Origin of the sequence: Aeribacillus sp. FSL K6-3256 (genome assembly GCF_037965805.1) — a bacterium.
Classification (GTDB): domain Bacteria; phylum Bacillota; class Bacilli; order Bacillales; family Aeribacillaceae; genus Aeribacillus; species Aeribacillus composti.
Genome location: NZ_CP150188.1, coordinates 1,355,703 through 1,370,751, shown reverse-complemented (window position 1 = coordinate 1,370,751; position 15,049 = coordinate 1,355,703). Strand labels below are relative to the sequence as shown.

Annotated in this window: 15 protein-coding genes, 2 pseudogenes and 1 riboswitch; of the genes and pseudogenes, 6 read left to right on the top strand and 11 right to left on the bottom strand. The window is 39.0% G+C overall.

Annotated elements, in window-relative coordinates; genetic code table 11:
* Positions 1-9: 9 nt before the first annotated feature.
* Positions 10-1,485, bottom strand: coding sequence for a spore germination protein (locus tag NSQ84_RS06680; protein WP_311067334.1), 1,476 nt, complete (start codon positions 1,483-1,485; stop codon positions 10-12).
* A 272-nt stretch (positions 1,486-1,757) separates the two neighbouring features.
* Between NSQ84_RS06680 and NSQ84_RS06675 the strand changes: the two genes are divergently transcribed.
* Complete coding sequence (locus tag NSQ84_RS06675) at positions 1,758-2,267, top strand: sigma-70 family RNA polymerase sigma factor (RefSeq protein WP_063389353.1); 510 nt, start codon at positions 1,758-1,760, stop codon at positions 2,265-2,267.
* A gap of 61 nt (positions 2,268-2,328) precedes the next feature.
* Here NSQ84_RS06675 and NSQ84_RS06670 read toward each other — a convergent pair whose 3' ends face one another.
* A complete protein-coding gene (locus tag NSQ84_RS06670; RefSeq protein WP_063389456.1) occupies positions 2,329-2,532 on the bottom strand; it encodes a hypothetical protein in 204 nt (67 codons plus the stop codon).
* A gap of 135 nt (positions 2,533-2,667) precedes the next feature.
* Here NSQ84_RS06670 and NSQ84_RS06665 point away from each other — a divergent pair, with 135 nt between their 5' ends.
* The gene (locus tag NSQ84_RS06665) at positions 2,668-2,847 is read left to right on the top strand and encodes a DUF2187 family protein (RefSeq protein ID WP_063389354.1); all 180 of its coding nucleotides are present in this window, start codon (positions 2,668-2,670) and stop codon (positions 2,845-2,847) included.
* A gap of 130 nt (positions 2,848-2,977) precedes the next feature.
* Here the strand turns inward: NSQ84_RS06665 and queF are convergent.
* The 7 genes and pseudogenes from queF to NSQ84_RS06630 all read right to left on the bottom strand — a co-directional run.
* Positions 2,978-3,301 (bottom strand): annotated as a pseudogene (gene queF / locus NSQ84_RS06660) (preQ(1) synthase); the annotation flags it as partial.
* Positions 3,302-3,684: 383 nt separating this feature from the next.
* Positions 3,685-3,852: pseudogene (locus tag NSQ84_RS06655) on the bottom strand (NADPH-dependent 7-cyano-7-deazaguanine reductase QueF); the annotation flags it as partial.
* 24 nt (positions 3,853-3,876) lie between these two features.
* A complete protein-coding gene (gene queE / locus NSQ84_RS06650; RefSeq protein WP_063389355.1) occupies positions 3,877-4,605 on the bottom strand; it encodes a 7-carboxy-7-deazaguanine synthase QueE in 729 nt (242 codons plus the stop codon).
* A complete protein-coding gene (queD, locus tag NSQ84_RS06645; protein WP_066247944.1) occupies positions 4,605-5,042 on the bottom strand; it encodes a 6-carboxytetrahydropterin synthase QueD in 438 nt (145 codons plus the stop codon). The genes queE and queD overlap by 1 nt, the downstream gene beginning before the upstream one ends.
* Positions 5,042-5,701, bottom strand: a complete 660-nt coding sequence (gene queC, locus NSQ84_RS06640; RefSeq protein WP_063389357.1) for a 7-cyano-7-deazaguanine synthase QueC — start codon at positions 5,699-5,701, stop codon at positions 5,042-5,044. The genes queD and queC overlap by 1 nt, the downstream gene beginning before the upstream one ends.
* 185 nt (positions 5,702-5,886) lie before the next feature.
* A riboswitch (PreQ1 riboswitch) is annotated at positions 5,887-5,930 on the bottom strand.
* A gap of 375 nt (positions 5,931-6,305) precedes the next feature.
* Complete coding sequence (locus NSQ84_RS06635) at positions 6,306-7,043, bottom strand: metallophosphoesterase family protein (protein ID WP_066247942.1); 738 nt, start codon at positions 7,041-7,043, stop codon at positions 6,306-6,308.
* Between the two features lie 32 nt (positions 7,044-7,075).
* Entirely contained in the window at positions 7,076-8,110 is a 1,035-nt protein-coding gene (locus tag NSQ84_RS06630; RefSeq protein WP_066247941.1) for a hypothetical protein, read from the bottom strand.
* Positions 8,111-8,353: 243 nt separating this feature from the next.
* Between NSQ84_RS06630 and NSQ84_RS06625 the strand changes: the two genes are divergently transcribed.
* From NSQ84_RS06625 to motB, 3 genes are all read left to right on the top strand, one after another.
* Complete coding sequence (locus tag NSQ84_RS06625; RefSeq protein WP_063389360.1) at positions 8,354-10,474, top strand: ATP-dependent Clp protease ATP-binding subunit; 2,121 nt, start codon at positions 8,354-8,356, stop codon at positions 10,472-10,474.
* Positions 10,475-10,637: 163 nt separating this feature from the next.
* Positions 10,638-11,432 (top strand): flagellar motor stator protein MotA, encoded by a 795-nt coding sequence (motA, locus tag NSQ84_RS06620; RefSeq protein ID WP_063389457.1) that lies wholly within the window; start codon positions 10,638-10,640, stop codon positions 11,430-11,432.
* Positions 11,425-12,204: a flagellar motor protein MotB gene (motB, locus tag NSQ84_RS06615; protein ID WP_063389361.1), complete on the top strand. Its 780-nt coding sequence runs from the start codon at positions 11,425-11,427 to the stop codon at positions 12,202-12,204. Before motA ends, motB begins: the two co-directional genes overlap by 8 nt.
* A gap of 13 nt (positions 12,205-12,217) precedes the next feature.
* On the opposite strand, the gene NSQ84_RS06610 is transcribed toward motB, so the two are convergent.
* A complete protein-coding gene (locus NSQ84_RS06610; protein WP_327863584.1) occupies positions 12,218-12,664 on the bottom strand; it encodes a MarR family transcriptional regulator in 447 nt (148 codons plus the stop codon).
* A gap of 173 nt (positions 12,665-12,837) precedes the next feature.
* On the opposite strand from NSQ84_RS06610, the gene NSQ84_RS06605 reads away from it, so the two are divergent.
* Positions 12,838-14,325: an ATP-binding protein gene (locus NSQ84_RS06605; protein ID WP_311067140.1), complete on the top strand. Its 1,488-nt coding sequence runs from the start codon at positions 12,838-12,840 to the stop codon at positions 14,323-14,325.
* A gap of 205 nt (positions 14,326-14,530) precedes the next feature.
* Here NSQ84_RS06605 and NSQ84_RS06600 read toward each other — a convergent pair whose 3' ends face one another.
* Positions 14,531-14,983: a hypothetical protein gene (locus NSQ84_RS06600; protein WP_339212453.1), complete on the bottom strand. Its 453-nt coding sequence runs from the start codon at positions 14,981-14,983 to the stop codon at positions 14,531-14,533.
* Between the last annotated feature and the right edge of the window lie 66 nt (positions 14,984-15,049).

Sequence of the window (15,049 nt, the reverse complement as noted above, 5' to 3'; positions counted from 1 at the left end):
CTTCCGCTGTTATTCATCAATATCTTTATTTTCCCTCGATTTCTCTTCATCCATTCGCTTCGGCTGCTCCGTCCGCAGCTGTTTCGGACGTTCATTCATCATTGAAAACGGCATACGCAGGAATGCATCCTTTAAATCGGTAATTCTCGGAGGATAGATTGGCTCCAAAAAAGGACGTCCGAGAGAAGTTAATCGTAAAAGATGGGTCGCTAAAAAACAAAAGCATAAAACGATTCCTAAAAGACCGTACATTTCGGCAAACATGAGAAAAGGAAAACGCAAAAGCCTGATCGTATTGCCCATTTTATAGACAGGTGTTGTAAATGATGCTAATGCAGCAAGCGCTACAATGATGAGCAAAATATTGCTTGTTAAACCTGCTTCCACACTAGCTGTTCCGATTACAATCCCCCCGACGATGCCGATCGTTTGTCCAACCTTTGTCGGCAGCCGGGCGCCCGCCTCACGCAGCAATTCGATCGTTCCTTCCAAAAACAGCGCCTCTAAAAAAGGCGGAACTGGGACCTCCCTTCTGGATGTGACAAAATTGTTTAGTAAATCAGTTGGAATTAATTCATAATGATAATTTAAAACAGCTACATAAATCGGTGTTGCCAATATGGAAAAGGAGACAGCAAACAGGCGGATAATACGGAAAAAGGAAGACAAAATCCAATTTAAAAAATAATCTTCAAACGATGCGAAAAATTCGACAAGAGTTGTCGGACCGATTAATACATGGGGAGAGCCGTCCACAATGACCGCTATTTTCCCTTCCGCCAAAATGGAAACTACACGGTCCGGTCTTTCCGTATCCAACAGCTGAGGAAAGGGAGAATTATGATTGTCAGAGATCATTTCCGTAATGTACGAACTATCATTCACTTGATCAATTTGGATATTAGAAATTCTTTGCCAAACCGTAAATACATTTTCCTCATCCGCTATGCCTTCTATATAGATGATCGCTAATCTCGTTTGCGTCAGCCTGCCAATTTTTAAAGTCCGTATGCGCAGCTCTTCAATCGGCAATCGTTTTCGAATTAAATTAATATTGGATTCAATGGACTCAACAAACGCCTCTTTCGGACCGATGACCGTAAATTCCACTTCCGGGAGTGTAACTTCTCTAGCTTTGTTTAATTTTGCATTAACGAGCAAGCACGGAGATCCATATTCGCTTAGCGAAATCATAACAAAGCCTTCCAACAGCTTTTCCTTCATTAAATCCGTATCAATGGTTAAAAAAATATCTTTGACCGGTAAAATGTTTTTTAGTTCTTCTAATGACTGCCAATATTTTGAGTGAATCGGCTTTAAAATGTTTTCATTTAATATATTTACATCCACTAACGTTTCAAAATATGAAATCCAATATTTGATATGGCTTGTATTGACGTCATATTGAATAAAATCAGTAGAACTGCGGAAGACAGCAAACAATTTTTCAATTGAATCTTTTCTTTTCCAATTTTGCTTATACATTCGGCTCATTCATCCCACCTCTTTCCATTATTTTTTCAAGCCATCTTTTTATTTATTCAATTAAATTTCTTCTATAGAAATAATGAGAAAAATGGTGAAAACGGAGGAGGCTGAAACGAAATAATTGCATTTTCCTATATAGAAAATTGAATTTCCCAGACAATTGGACGCGTATCATCTTAATCATGATGATTCGCTCAAATGATTTACACCGTTTACGATTGTATTACCGCGGAAAAAAAAGAGCGCGCTCTTTGAAAGGATGCGCACACGTGGAAAAGAATCAATCATTTGAAGAGATGCTAACTGCTTTTCGCCCTTTAATTTTTCACATTATGAAAACTTTAAATATTTATACAGACCAAGACGAGTTTTTTCAAATAGCAGCGATCGCCCTCTGGAAAGCAAGCATCAATTATGACGAACAGAAAGGACGGTTTGCCACTTATGCTTATGCAACGATAAAAGGCTCGCTCATGACAGAATTAAGGAAAAAACAAACATATAAAGAAAGGCATGTTCTTCATGCGAATGACATAATAGCTGCTAAATTGGAATTTTTTCCATATACAGACATTGAAGCAAGAGATTTATATGAACGGATTGCCCCCGCTTTATCAGATGCTCAACGAATTTGGTTTACCATGTATTTTTTTGAAGGAAAAACTCAGAAGGAAATTGCAGAGGAGCTAAATGTCACAGTCAACAAAGTAAAAAATTGGAGAAAAGGAGCATTAAAAAAATTGAAGAAATATGCCGTAAAGGCACGGGAAGAACAGTGAACAGTCTTTAATAGCAGTTTTTAAGAGGAAGATGTGCCAAAAATTAAGAAGCTGACATCGGTCAGCTTCTTGGATCTTTTGTATATCGGTAAACAATGCTGCCACCGCGTTTTGCTGTTCCATGAAAATGTTTAAAATCTTCCCTTTCGATCAGCACTTTGCGAAACGCCATAAAATCTTCCTTTGATACACAATATTCTTCCAGTTCTCCATCACGAAGCTTGTTTAAAATGTCTTGTATCTCTTGATTTGTCAACTCGACCATCTCCTTTTCTATGAAAAACAGTCTACCGAGCAATGGAAACTTTTCACCTATTTTTTTGCGATTGTCCAAAAAAACTTTACAATTCTAAAGAAATCATGCAAAATATTTGAAAATCCATAAAAAAGGAGAGAACAAATGAAAATTGCTGAAGTTGGAGATGTTATTGAATTTAAAGACGGTCTCAAAGGAATTGTCGAAAAAGTAAATGAAAACTCCGTCATCGTCGATCTTACGTACATGGAAAACTTTCGGGAAATGGATCTGGAACAAAAAACAGTAGTTAATCATAAAAACTATAAAATTGTCGGAAAGTAAAACGGAGAATTGAATGCTCCGTTTTACTTTTTCTTATATCAAAGAGTTTAGTGCCATTTCAAGAATTTTTTACAATTAACGCAAGTTTCGGCAGGTTCTTTTATCAAAAAAACGCCTCAAGCGACTTGCTTTATCGGTTGTCCACTTTTTCCGGGTACAAATCATGGTTCATCATACGATACTCCGCCATTTTCTCGTATTTTGTTCCAGGACGTCCCCAATTGACATAAGGATCAATAGAAATACCGCCGCGCGGCGTAAATTTTCCCCATACTTCGATGTAGCGGGGCTCCATGATCTTGATTAAATCATTCATGATAATATTAACACAGTCCTCATGGAAATCGCCGTGGTTGCGGAAGCTGAACAAATAAAGCTTCAGCGACTTGCTTTCCACACATTTTTTGTCTGGAATATAGCTGATATAAATGGTCGCGAAGTCCGGTTGTCCGGTGATTGGCCTCTGTTTTTCACAAACAGGTGGACTATATCATATTCTTATTCAACTGCGATATTGAATAAGAACCCTTGCGCTTCCACCAAGATAATATATGCTGTCATCTTGGTGTACTCTACTCTCTTCCTCCAACACTACTCTTACTCGCTTCATGCTGGAGTGATTTCGATAGTCTCTGCACCTTCCTCAAATTTAAGAAGAAGATTCCCTTAAATTTGAGGCTTGGCTCAGGGTTGGAAAGATAATGGGAATAAGAGACAAGAACATGTTTTTCTTTTATTCGATTACAATTGCCATTTCCGCTTTTTACTCCATTATCCTCTTCCCCTGAATTCACAAGGTTTATCCGACAGTGTCGCCACTGAAGTGTGCCCTTATTGACACAAGCTGGTAAACTCCGGACAATTGAACTTCACGAAATAATCGCGGTCTGGATGTTTATTATCGAATACTTCCAACACTTCTGGGCTGTATTCAAATAAATATTTTGTATTTTTGTTGCCTAACAGCGTCAGATCTTTCAATTCATCATCTTTTCTTCCAGCCATCTTTTTTCATCCTTTCCTATTAATTTACACTCCGCGCTTGTTTCCCCAAACAAGTGCATGAAGCTGCGGCAAAACTCGAGCATCGTTCATTTCTTTTGATAGAACAGTCAATTCGATCAGCCATTCTAATTTTTCTAAAAGCTGATTTCTCAGGAGGTGATCATTTTGTTCGTTTACTTGATCATTTCCAGGCTGCAAATAAAATGAAATATTTGGATAGCGAAGGTGGACGTTTTTCGCGTAATCAAAATCTTCCTCATTAAAAACAACAACTTTTAGACTAACATTGTCTTTCCGTCCGCCATCGATCAGCCGCTTCATAATGTCATCAAGCACAGTAAAGTTCGTTTTCATCCCTGAACTAGGAGGCTTGGGAGAAAGAGTTAAATCATCGATTAGTAAAAACCAATCTTGATAACGGCTTCCCTGTGTCTCCAGTGCAGTGCGAAATCCTTGCTCCCTTAAAAGGATAATCAATTCATCCAATCCTCTAATCAATGCCGGATTTCCGCCCGAAATGGTGACGTGATTGAAGCGATCGCCGCCAAGCTCAATAAGATCGTCCAAAATTTCCGCTGCTGTCATTTGTTTAATTTCATCTTTTGCTGAACCGTTCCACGTAAAAGCTGAATCACACCAGCTGCATGAATAGTCGCAACCGGCCGTTCGGACAAACATTGTTTTTTGTCCGATCACCATTCCTTCCCCTTGAATGGTCGGTCCAAAAATCTCGATGACCGGTATTTTTTTCATTATTTCATCTCCCTTTTCGGACGGTACACAACATAGCTTGTCGGCGTTTCTCTGACAAACACCTGCAAGCATTTCGGTTTATTCGGGAGTACATTTAAATGATCCTGGACAATTTCCCAAATTTTCCGCGCAACCACTTCTGTCGTTGGAAAGTCTTCGCTGTTTTGACCATTGAATACATCCGTATGGTCATTGAGCAGCGTATGGTCAAATCGATCATGAACCCATTTTTTTAAATGCTGAAAATTCACAAGGAATCCTGAATCATCAAGCTGATCACCGCAAATAGTGAGATTGACGAAATACGTGTGGCCATGTACACGGGCGCATTTCCCCGCTTTTTCATGCGGGATGTAGTGTGCAGCAGATATTTGCATATCTTTATTCAGCTCATAACTATAATTATGAAAAACTTGCGGATAAAATTGATGAAGCATCACGTATTAGCTCCTTTTTCAGCCAAATATTGTTCCAATCCCCTTTTTCTCAATAAGCAAGCAGGGCATTCGCCGCATCCGTCGCCAATAATGCCGTTATAGCACGTCAACGTTTTTTCGCGAATGATATCGAACACCCCTAACTCATCGGCAAACTTCCACGTTTCCGCTTTATTGATCCACATAAGCGGCGTGTGAATCACAAAATCCTCTTCCATCGCTAAATTAATCGTTACATTGCAGGATTTTACGAACACGTCCCGGCAGTCAGGATAGCCGCTGAAATCCGTTTCACATACACCTGTCACAATATGTTTCGCTCCCAGTTGTTTCGCCAAAATGGCGGCAAATGTCAAAAAAACTAAATTCCTCCCCGGAACAAAAGTGTTGGGAAGCTCTCCTTCCTTTTGTTCAATTTCCATATTTGAACGCGTTAATGCATTCGGCGCCATTTGATTTAATAAGGACATGTCCAGCACATAATGAGGTATGCCGGCTTCGTTCGCAATGTTTTTCGCTGCTTCAATTTCCTGTGCATGCCGCTGATTATAATGAAACGTGACAGCGGTCACCTCATCAAATTGTTTCTTCGCCCAAAACAAACAAGTTGTACTGTCTTGTCCTCCGCTAAACACAACGACCGCTTTCTTATTATCCATTTGAAAACGCTCCTTTCTGAAAAAAGAAAGCCATTCACACTGCCTAGCTTAAACAGAAACTGATGCTTCTTTTTCTGCTACAGAGGCGGAAGCAAGCTGTTCAGAAGCCTTTCGAAATCATCATAAATCTATTCAACTTCTAAACCTTTCGCAAACATTGAAAAAACTATATCCCAAGGATATAGTTTTCCTTAGTTTTTTATAGAGGGTGTGCTAGAACCTCTCCCGTTCTTTCGAAACGGATTTTTATTCAAGTTGTATCTTATTATATCATACAGAATTGGTTATGCAAACGGCATGCTCCGACTGGAGTCACTCAAGACTTTGTGGGCAACTTTTTTAATCGCTATTTTTTGATAGCGAAATCACTTTTTTCAGGGTACCCTCTTGGTAAAAAAATCTCCTTTTTCAAAAAACAGAATTGAGCCGAGCGTTTGTGGGCAATTTTTTATCCTCTAAATGTAGTCCATGATCATTCTACCAGGAGCAGCCGCACTTTCTTATATTACTGCCACACTTTCCCTTTCATTTAATGAGCAATCAGAGTTCTCATTAAATGAAGGCGCTAATTTTTACCTACAATAATTTTACTTTTACCTCCGCATCATGCCTTTTCCAAGCCTCTGTAGCGTGAGGTCGTTAATTCCTGAATATACTCTTTTAGTTCCGGCATTTCTTTTTTTCTAGCTAATTGAATGGCAAGGTCAATATCATATGGAACACGTATGTGCTGAATCGAAAAAGGAGCCCTTTTCTCCGAGTTGAACGTGCCTTCCAAAATGCAGTAGGATGCTTCGGGCAGGTCCAGCGGATTACCGACACTGCCTGCATTAAAAAGCGTTTTACCGGATAAATGCTGTATAAAGGCATTATGAACATCACCGTATCCGACAACATCCGGCTCCTTCGTTCCCAAACCGGTTTCAACGCTGTTTTCAAACATGGACAATCTTTTTTCAATCGAATCCCAAGGCTGTACTCTTATCCAGACGCTGAAAGGGGATGCATGAAAAAGCCGCAGCCGGCGGCCGCTCATATAAAAATCAATGGAAAACGGGAGGCTACGCAAATATTCTATGTCTTCTTGCGACAACTGATTTTGATGCCAGCGAACGACATCGTTTACATCTTCCCTTGTAATCAGCTCGTCCCAGTTTCCTTTTAAAACAAAATCGCAGGAGCTGCGGACGATATCGATCGCTTCTTTTGATTCAGGTCCTTTTCCGACAAGATCTCCTAAACAAAAAATTCGATCTACATTTCGCAAGCTTATATCTTTCAATACAGACGACAACGCCGGAATATTCCCATGTATATCAGAAATGACCGCGATTTTATCCAAATAAACTCCTCCTTCATTTCCCTACTATTTTATCATGATTTGTTATCGTCTGGAATTTTTTTGAACATTAATAATATGAAAAAGGCAATGCTCATATACCCGAACAGCGGATAAAGCGTGGAAATGAGCTTTCCGTATCCTATCAGGCTGACTAAATAACATAATAATAGGATGAAAATGACACCAGCGATTTTTGCCAAAGGCTTTTCCGATGATAATTGCCGTTCCAAACCATACAGATTGCCGATCAACGATGAAAATATTTCTCCAAAAATAACAAGGATGTATATGTAATAAAAGCCTGAAAACAGCTGCTTGACAATTTCAGCCATTGGGATTTCAAAAAGCCCGGCGTCCGGCAAATGCAGAAGGGAGAAATAGCTGGAAAATAAAATGAAGCTTAATCCGAGACCGCCTACAACTCCGCCCAATTTAATGGCGCTTTCATCCTTTATTGCGTTTGCGAGCGGAACAAGTACAGCCTGAGCAAGAGAGAGATTAAAAGAAACATATAAAAAGCTTGATTTGACTGGTTGAAACACTCCATCCAACGATAAATCGATAAAATCACCCCTTATGATGGCTTCAATGGAGATGATCAGGCTAAACAAAATAAAAAGCGGAACAACCAATAGATTGACGGAAGACAGCCCTTTGACTCCAAACGAAATCACAGCAATGGAAAGCACAATCGTTAAAAAAATTCCAAATTGCTTTGAAAGCGACAGTTGCTCTTCAAAAATCGCCCCCGCCCCCGACAGCATGACCGATGTGATGCCAATCAGCATCATAAACATCAAGCCGTTGACTACATAAGCTGACAACGTCCCAAACAAAAATTGGTTCAACTGCAAATACGAAGATGCATTAATGCGTCTTCCGATCAACATCATTTTCGTTCCCAGCCAAACAAATAAAACGGCAGAACAAATAATTCCAACAATTCCTCCAGCGCCGTATTTTGAAAAAAACTCAACGATCTCTTTTCCCGTTGCAAACCCTGCACCGATGACAGTGCCGATATAGACAGAAGCTATTTGAAGTGCCAATACCCATTTATTGCTCATGTTTCACCCACCTTACTTTATCAACAATATATGGACAAGAAGGGAAAAAAAGACGAAAAAAATTTGTAAAAAAGACTTGAAAGTCAAAAAAGGTCAAAGTATAATAAAGTCAGAAAAGGTCAAACAGTGAATCTAACTATTGAATGATTGAGATTGTTTCTTTGATTCCAAAAAGTCAAAGAAAGTCGAAGAAGTTTCTTCTTTTGGTCAAAGTTAATCAAAGTCAAAAAGGAGGAATGTTATATGTTGTGTGAAAATTGCCAAGCAAGAAAAGCCAATGTTTTATTAAATGTACAAATCAATCACAACAAACAAGAAATGCGTCTCTGTCAAGAATGCTATCAACAATATAAACAAAAAATCCCAAGTGGTTTTTACGGATTCAGCGGTTTCGATGAATTATTTCAATCATTTATGCCAAACTCTTTTGAGAGCTTTGACCAAGCTGTTCAAGCACAACCGAAATCAGGGGGCGGAAAACAGAACGGCTTCCTCGATCAATTCGGCCGAAATTTAACGGATGCTGCAAAAGCTGGGTTGATTGATCCTGTCATCGGCCGCGATGATGAGGTAAGACGAGTGATTGAAATTTTAAATCGACGCAACAAAAATAACCCGGTTTTAATCGGAGAACCAGGCGTAGGGAAAACAGCTATTGTGGAAGGACTAGCCTTAAAAATTTCTCAAGGAGACGTTCCGCAAAAATTAAAAAATAAAGAAGTTTATTTGCTGGATGTTTCATCACTTGTCGCCAACACGGGAATTCGCGGACAATTTGAACAGCGGATGAAGCAGCTAATTCAAGAATTGCAAGCCCGAAAAAACATCATCCTGTTTATCGATGAAATTCATCTTTTAGTCGGCGCCGGTTCTGCGGAAGGTTCTATGGATGCCGGCAACATATTAAAGCCAGCGCTCGCCCGCGGTGAGCTTCAAGTTGTCGGAGCAACAACTCTAAAAGAATACCGGCAAATCGAAAAAGATGCAGCCCTTGAACGACGCTTCCAGCCGGTTATTGTGAAAGAACCTTCCATTGAAGAAGCGATCAGCATTTTAAAAGGAATTCAAGAAAAATATGAACAATACCATCAAGTCAAATATTCAGAAGATGCGATTAAAGCTTGCGTCACACTATCTCATCGATATATTCAAGACCGCTTTTTGCCTGACAAAGCCATCGATTTAATGGATGAAGCTGGTTCAAGATTAAACTTAAAAGCCGAGCCGGCTAATGAAGCAGACATCCACGAGCGGCTTAAACAAATTGCCCATGAAAAAGAAAAAGCGCTAAAGGAAGAACGATACGAACTTGCAGCTAAGCTTCGCGACGAAGAAGCTGCCCTTGAAAAGCAGCTTGAACAAGGAAAGGACAAACAGCAAGCAATCGTTCAAGTAGAAGACATTCAAAAAATCATCGAAGAAAAAACCGGCATACCAGTCGGCAAGCTGCAAGAGGATGAGCAAGCAAAAATGAAACATTTAGAAGAAAACTTGGCGAAAAAAATTATCGGCCAAGAGGATGCTGTCCGGAAAGTGGCAAAAGCCATTCGCCGCAGCCGCGCTGGATTGAAAGCAAAAAACCGACCAATCGGATCCTTCCTGTTCGTCGGCCCGACTGGCGTTGGAAAAACGGAATTGTCGAAAACATTAGCTTTGGAGCTGTTCGGTTCAAAAGATGCCATGATTCGCTTGGATATGAGTGAATATATGGAAAAACATTCTGTTTCAAAATTAATCGGCTCGCCTCCAGGCTATGTCGGACATGAAGAAGCAGGACAATTAACGGAAAAGGTTCGTCGCAACCCTTACTGCATTATCCTGCTGGATGAAATTGAAAAAGCTCATCCAGATGTACAGCACATTTTCTTGCAAATATTAGAAGACGGACGCTTGACAGACAGCCAAGGCCGCACCGTCAGCTTCAAAGATACGGTCATTATTATGACCTCTAACGCTGGAGCAGGTGCAAAACAAGTTCACGTCGGTTTTAACAGCACGGTGGAAAAAGAATCAAGCATCCTTGAATCTCTCGGTTCATTCTTTAAGCCTGAATTTTTAAACCGTTTCGATGCCATTATCGAATTTAAACCGCTTGATAAAGAAGATTATTTGAAAATAGTTGATTTGATGCTTGAAGAAGTTCGGAACACGTTGAAAGAACAAAACATTTCATTGGACGTAACAGAAAAAGCAAAAGAAAAATTGGTAGAAATCGGCTATCATCCATCGTTCGGCGCTCGTCCGCTTCGCCGCGTCATTCAAGAACATATTGAAGACAAAATTGCAGACATCCTGTTAGACGGTGAAGTGCACAATCATTTAATCGCCGACGTAGAAAATGAAGAAATTGTTATTCGTTCATAACAGCTGCCCTAACAGTCCATTAGGGCAGTTTTTTTATTTGGGAGCAGCATCGCAAAAATCGATTCGATGAAGGTGTCGTTTATTTTTTTTATCAAATATAAAATTTTCGTCTTTCTTTGTCGATATAATAATTGAATATAGAAAGAAGAAGGATTTGATGAACATGGACAAAACATCAATTATCGGCATTTTTTTAGGAATTATGGCAATTATTGTCGGCATGGTTTTAAAAGGTGTCAGTCTTTCCGTCTTAATCAATCCGGCAGCTATCGTCATTATTATCATCGGAACGATTGCTGCGGTCGTTATTGCCTTTCCGACAAATGAAATTAAAAGAGTACCGAAATTATTCCGCGTCTTATTTAAAGACACACAAACTTATACGATTCAAGAGTTGATTGTCCTTTTCTCTGAATGGGCGCAAATCGCAAGGAAAGAAGGATTGTTGGCGCTGGAAGCTAAGCTTCAGGAAATAGATGACCCATTTTTAAAGACCGGTTTAAGCATGGCTGTGGACGGTCAGTCTGCCGAGTTCATCCGAGATGTTATGACAGAAGAAATCAATGCAATGGAAGAGCGGCATGAAGCAGGCGCCGCCATTTTTTCTCAGGCCGGCACGTATGCTCCGACTCTTGGCGTATTAGGAGCTGTATTAGGTTTGATTGCCGCACTAGCCAATTTGGAAAATATTGAGGAGCTCGGACATTCGATCAGCGCCGCGTTCGTTGCTACTTTGCTCGGAATTTTTACAGGATATGTTTTATGGCACCCATTTGCGAACAAACTGAAACGGAAATCTCAGCAGGAGGTGCTCGTCCGCCAGGTGATGATCGAAGGCATTCTTTCCATTTTAGAAGGACAGGCACCGCGGACGATTCAGCAAAAATTGGCATTTTATCTTCCTGAAAAAGAGCGGGCAAAGATTTCTGATGAAGGAAGTGTTGCGTCCGATGCGTAGTAGAAAAAAAAACCGCAATGACCATCATACAGATGAAAGCTGGCTTATTCCCTATGCCGATATTTTAACCCTTTTGCTTGCGCTCTTTATCGTCCTATTTGCTCTCAGTTCGATAGATGCCCAAAAATTTGAGCGTTTAGCAAGAGCTTTCAATTCCAATTTTGACGGAGGCATAAGCGTTTTAGAATATCCGAGCCCTCTACCACAACAAGAAATGGAAAACATCGAAGAAAACAAACAAAATGGAAAAGTGCAAAATGAGCCTCATGACAATGATGAATCGGGAAACAGCGATCAAGAGGAATTAGCGGAAGTTCAAAATCGGTTTAATCAATACATTGAAGAAAACAACTTGAAAAACAATATTAAAACATCACTAAACGAAGAGGGTTTGTTAATCACGATTCGGGACGATATATTGTTTGATTCAGGCAGCGCCAAAGTGAGAAAAAAAGATGAAATTTTGGCTACTGACATTGCCAAAATGCTCGCCATGGGCAGTGCCCGCAACGTGGTTATCAGCGGACATACAGACAATGTACCGATTCATAATTCAAACTTTGATTCAAACTGGCATTTAAGTGTTATGAGAGCCGTAAATGTGATGAAAATTATTTTAGAAAACAAAAATCTCGACCCAAGCAAGTTCAGTGCGAAAGGATACGGCGAATACAAACCCGTTGCTTCCAATGATACAGCAGAAGGAAGACAAAAAAACAGACGGGTGGAAATTCTAATTCTTCCAAACAATAAAAAAGCGGAGCCGAATTAAGCCGGTTCCGCTTTCATTTTTCTTTCGCATGGTACCCTACTTTTTTTAATAGATTAATCGCTGTTTCCTTCTCATCTTCTGTCAAAATATTCACGATCGAATCAATCATCTCTTGATGAGAAGGAAAGATTTCTTCAATCCATTTTCTCCCCTTTTCCGTTATTGCCGCATATGTGACACGGCGGTCTTTAGGGCATGCTTTTCGAACTAACAGCCCTTTTTGCTCTAATTTATCAATAACATACGTAATGCTGCCGCTAGCTAAAAGAATTTTTCCGCCGATTTGTTGAAGTGGCTGATCTCCTTTATGATACAAAAGCTCTAAAACGGCAAATTCCGTTAAGTTTAATCCATATGATTGAATGTGCTTGCTAACTTGATCATTCATTGCGCGATAAGCACGTGAAAGAACGATAAAAAATTTTAGAGATTTTTCAATACTGCTGTTATCCTTAGCCAACTTTCATCATTCCTTTAGTATTTCAATGTCTTGAATTATAATAGTGAAACTTCTCATTATTGTCAATCACTGCACAGAAAATTTCAGAATAAAAAAACTTTTTTAAACCCGATCTTCTTTCAAAAGATCATGCTATAATAAAAAGGTTGATGAAAAAGAAGGAGTTTAAAGAAATGCTGGACTTAACACATCGCCATAAGGTTTTGCTTTACATTTTGATCGTAATCCTGCCCACTTTTCTGATTTCGTTTATCATATGGGAAAAACAAAAAAATATTCTCTTTTCGAAACATGAAAAAGAAGCCGTATATATGCTAGACATTCATCAAAGTCAAATTGACCGCTTAATCTCGGAAACAAAAACGAGAATGGAAACAATGGCGTTATTCATAGATCAAGAAAATAATCCAAACCAAATTCAAAGAGCTCTAAAAGAAACCCTACAACAAGAACCCCGCTTTACCGGCCTTTATATCGCAAATGCAGACGGAACAATAAAAATCGGCACTCAACCCGTTTCATTACATCATGACATCTCTTCGGAAAAATGTTTTCAATCTGCGCTCGCAACAAAAAAGACTGCTATTTCAGAAGTTCACGATAAAAAGCTTATCACGATCTGCACCCCGATTGTAAATCAGCAAAAAGATGTAAATGGCGTTTTATACGCCACATTAAGCATAAACTATATACAAAATATTATGAATGTACTGAGCCCAGATTTATATATCGTGGTGAGCGACACGAAGAACAACTTTCTTTTCAGTGCAGGCGAAAAAGAAAAGGACGCTTCCGAAAAATCTGTTCAAACTGATATTACCCAGCTTCCATGGGTGCTGAAAGCGTCGGTCGCTCCGGTCAAGCCGTTGGAAATCTCTCAAGTTGTTTTAACTTATGCCGCCATTGTATACATTTTTTTTAATATTATTTTTTTGTTGATCCAATATTATTTGCTGAAACGTAAAGCAAGATTGGAAGAAGAAAAAATTAAAGCGCAAAAGCTTGAACTGGTCGGTACTCTCGCTGCCAGCACAGCGCATGAAATCCGAAATCCTTTAACTGGAATTAGCGGTTTTATTCAGCTGTTAAAGAAAAAATATCAGTCAGAAGAAGATCAGCATTATTTTTCCGTCATAGAAAAAGAGATCGACCGAATCAATGAAATTGTGAGCGAATTTCTCGTTCTCGGCAAACCAACCGCTCATAAACACAAACTGTACGACTTAAATCAGATTATCGACGAAGTCATGCCGATCATTAAATCGGAAATCAATCTCCATCGAACAAATTTTCAAGTTCATATGGATCGGCATAATCCTATTCGGATTTATTGTACAAAAAATCATATTAAACAAGTTTTGTTAAATTTAACGAAAAATGCTTTAGAAGCAATGGACATGAACGGATCATTAGAATTGATTGTCAAAAAAGAAGCAAATCTTGCAGTTATCAAAGTGATCGATACAGGGAAAGGGATTCCTGAAAAAATGATGGAAAAAATTTTTGACCCATTTTTTACGATGAAAGACAGCGGTACCGGACTTGGACTGGCAATATGCAAACGCATTGTCGATATGTATGGCGGCACCATTGAGATTGAAAGCAAATTGAATGTCGGCACAACCGTGACGATAAAGCTGCCGCTATCAAATAAAAGCTGAAGCTCGATGTGATTCTGAACTAGACGAAAAACAGCCTTCTTGTTCTAATGTAAGCCACATCTAAAAATGCTTGATGATGCATTTGATGCAGGATTGGTAGAAACCGATGAAAGCGACGGTTTCTACCTTCTTTTATCTATTTTTGAATCAAAAACCGATTAGAGGATCGGGGCTAAAAAATGCTGAGTCGTACCCAATCATTTTCTTACGATGAATGATATCTTGACATGCGGCTTCCGCTTTTTCCTTTTCTTCCTTTTTGAGAACGTGTTTTTTCCATTATTTTTACTGCACCTTTATAAACGATATAAATGCTCAAAAAAGCGAAGAACAGAGCGAGAAATCCCCATAGTCCTTGCACAATATCTTCAAATTCCATATTTCCTCTATTCGTTATTTTTTGTTGAATCTCAATGGCAAACACTATGACAACTAGTACGGTCATTGTATAAATAAACGATATACATAAAATGCCGAATTTTGCTATATATTTAAATACCACATGTGTAATGAAAAAGATAACCATGCCGAAAATGCCGATGATCCAAAAATGCAGCTGTTTATCTGTTAATTGAAAACCAGCCATTTCTACTAAATGGATAATATTATCATGAAAATCATTAATCAGTTCTACAATAAACAAGAGCGCTTCTTTCATATAAAATCTCCTTCTATTGATAAAATAACAAATCTATTATAAAACATTATTATCAAAATTTATTTT